The 3,432-nt window shown below is 49.5% G+C and carries 2 rRNA genes; both read right to left on the bottom strand.

Annotation, left to right across the window (positions count from 1 at the left end):
* Nucleotides 1-100 precede the first annotated feature (100 nt).
* A 23S ribosomal RNA gene (locus tag L5M71_RS22900) occupies nucleotides 101-3,003 on the bottom strand.
* A gap of 362 nt (nucleotides 3,004-3,365) precedes the next feature.
* A 16S ribosomal RNA gene (locus L5M71_RS22895) occupies nucleotides 3,366-3,432 on the bottom strand; the annotation flags it as partial.

The raw sequence follows: 3,432 nt of genomic DNA, 5'->3' as shown, positions 1-3,432 counted from the left end.
TAATAATAATTCGGAAAGCTGATTTGCTTTGTTTGAGTTCAAACTTTATCAAGTATCTGTATTCTGTCTAAGTTCGCTTAGCAAAACCCATCTGGGTTGTATGGTTAAGCCTCTCGAGTCATTAGTACATGTTAGCTCAACGCCTCACAACGCTTACACACCATGCCTATCAACGTCCTAGTCTCGAACGGCTCTTTAGAGGAATTAAATTCCTAGGGATGACTCATCTTAGGGCTCGCTTCCCGCTTAGATGCTTTCAGCGGTTATCGATTCCGAACGTAGCTACCGGGCAATGCCATTGGCATGACAACCCGAACACCAGCGGTTCGTCCACTCCGGTCCTCTCGTACTAGGAGCAGCTCCCTTCAATCATCCAACGCCCACGGCAGATAGGGACCGAACTGTCTCACGACGTTCTGAACCCAGCTCGCGTACCACTTTAAATGGCGAACAGCCATACCCTTGGGACCGACTTCAGCCCCAGGATGTGATGAGCCGACATCGAGGTGCCAAACACCGCCGTCGATATGAACTCTTGGGCGGTATCAGCCTGTTATCCCCGGAGTACCTTTTATCCGTTGAGCGATGGCCCTTCCATTCAGAACCACCGGATCACTATGACCTACTTTCGTACCTGCTCGACGTGTATGTCTCGCAGTTAAGCTGGCTTATGCCATTGCACTAACCGTACGATGTCCGACCGTACTTAGCCAACCTTCGTGCTCCTCCGTTACTCTTTGGGAGGAGACCGCCCCAGTCAAACTACCCACCAGGCACTGTCCCTAATCCCGATAAGGGACCTAGGTTAGAACATCAAAACTACAAGGGTGGTATTTCAAGGACGACTCCATCATGACTAGCGTCACAACTTCAAAGTCTCCCACCTATCCTACACATGTAGGTTCAATGTTCAGTGCCAAGCTATAGTAAAGGTTCACGGGGTCTTTCCGTCTAGCCGCGGGTATACGGCATCTTCACCGCAATTTCAACTTCACTGAGTCTCGGCTGGAGACAGCGTGGCCATCATTACGCCATTCGTGCAGGTCGGAACTTACCCGACAAGGAATTTCGCTACCTTAGGACCGTTATAGTTACGGCCGCCGTTTACCGGGGCTTCGATCATGAGCTTCTCTTGCGATAACCCAATCAATTAACCTTCCGGCACCGGGCAGGCGTCACACCGTATACTTCCTCTTGCGAGTTTGCACAGTGCTGTGTTTTTGATAAACAGTTGCAGCCACCTGGTATCTGCGACTCCCGTCAGCTTAGAGAGCAAGTCTCATCACCAACAGGAGCGTACCTTCTCCCGAAGTTACGGTACCATTTTGCCTAGTTCCTTCAGCCGAGTTCTCTCAAGCGCCTTGGTATTCTCTACCCGACCACCTGTGTCGGTTTGGGGTACGATTCCCGCTAACCTGAAGCTTAGAAGATTTTCCTGGAAGCATGGCATCAACTACTTCAGTCCCTTAGGACCTCGTCATCAGCTCTCAGTSTGYACACTAAAGTRCGWKTCCCCGGATTTGCCTAAGAAMWCMACCTACCACCTTAAACGCGGACTACCAACGCCGCGCTAGCCTAGCCTTCTCCGTCTCTCCATCGCAGTTAGCGGAAGTACAGAAATATTAATCTGTTTCCCATCGATTACGCCTTTCGGCCTCACCTTAGGGGTCGACTCACCCTGCCCCGATTAACGTTGGACAGGAACCCTTGGTCTTTCGGCGAGGGGGTTTTTCACCCCCTTTATCGTTACTCATGTCAGCATTCGCACTTCTGATACCTCCAGCGTGGGTTACCCCTTCACCTTCAACGGCTTACAGAACGCTCCTCTACCGCGCACAGTAAACTGTGCACCCGTAGCTTCGGTGACTAGCTTAGCCCCGTTACATCTTCCGCGCAGGCCGACTCGACTAGTGAGCTATTACGCTTTCTTTAAATGATGGCTGCTTCTAAGCCAACATCCTAGCTGTCTAAGCCTTCCCACATCGTTTCCCACTTAGCTAGTACTTTGGGACCTTAGCTGACGGTCTGGGTTGTTTCCCTTTTGACGACGGACGTTAGCACCCGCCGTCTGTCTCCCGAGTAGTACTCATTGGTATTCGGAGTTTGCAAAGGGTTGGTAAGTCGGGATGACCCCCTAGCCTTAACAGTGCTCTACCCCCAATGGTATTCGCTCGAGGCGCTACCTAAATAGCTTTCGAGGAGAACCAGATATCTCCCGGTTTGATTGGCCTTTCACCCCCAGCCACAAGTCATCCGCTAATTTTTCAACATTAGTCGGTTCGGTCCTCCAGTTGATGTTACTCAACCTTCAACCTGCCCATGGCTAGATCACCGGGTTTCGGGTCTACACCTTGCAACTAAACGCGCAGTTAACACTCGGTTTCCCTACGGCTCCGCTATTCGCTTAACCTCGCTACAAAATGTAAGTCGCTGACCCATTATACAAAAGGTACGCAGTCACGGTCTCAAGAACCGCTCCCACTGCTTGTACGTATACGGTTTCAGGTTCTATTTCACTCCCCTCACAGGGGTTCTTTTCGCCTTTCCCTCACGGTACTGGTTCACTATCGGTCAGTCAGGAGTATTTAGCCTTGGAGGATGGTCCCCCCATATTCAAACAGGATGTCACGTGTCCCGCCTTACTCGTTTTCATCAATGGTTAGTTTTCATGTACGGGGCTATCACCCTGTGCCGCTGYGCTTTCCAACRCATTCCACTAACACCCCACTGACTTAAGGGCTAATCCCCGTTCGCTCGCCGCTACTAGGGGAATCTCGGTTGATTTCTTTTCCTAAGGGTACTTAGATGTTTCAGTTCCCCTCGTTCGCCTCGCAACACTATGTATTYATGTTGCGATAACAGCTTATGCTGCTGGGTTCCCCCATTCGGACATCGTTAGCTCAAATGCTTGTTACTAGCTCGCCAACGCTTTTCGCAAGTTACTACGTCCTTCATCGCCTCTGACTGCCAAGGCATCCACCGTATACGCTTAGTCGCTTAACCATACAACCCAAATGAGTTTCACTCATCTGCGTCGCATTGCGACCAGCTTGGTTTTACTTGTCTCACTTCTGACCAAAGAAGTGGACGCGCCTTAGACGTAAACTATTCAACTAAGAATAATTTACTTTTGAATATTCAAGACACTTAATAAAGTGTTTGAGAACTCATGTTCAATGCTTTCGCATTAAACGTTTTGTAATTAATCACATGACAGACTCATGCAATTAAATACTATCAGCTTTCCAAATTGTTAAAGAACAATGCGTACCGGCTAGCGGCGCATTTAGCTCTGACTTCYCCGAAGAGAAGCTAAACAAGCAATCTGTGTGAACACTCAACAAACATTAAGTTAGTCGTATAGGTAAGGAGGTGATCCAGCCCCAGGTTCCCCTAGGGCTACCTTGTTACGACTTCACCCCAGTCATGAAC

Source organism: Shewanella sp. SW1, assembly GCF_025653545.1.
In the GTDB taxonomy this organism is placed as follows: domain Bacteria; phylum Pseudomonadota; class Gammaproteobacteria; order Enterobacterales; family Shewanellaceae; genus Shewanella; species Shewanella oncorhynchi.
The sequence above is the reverse complement of the archived record's forward strand: the minus strand, read 5'-3'. Positions and strand labels throughout refer to the sequence as shown.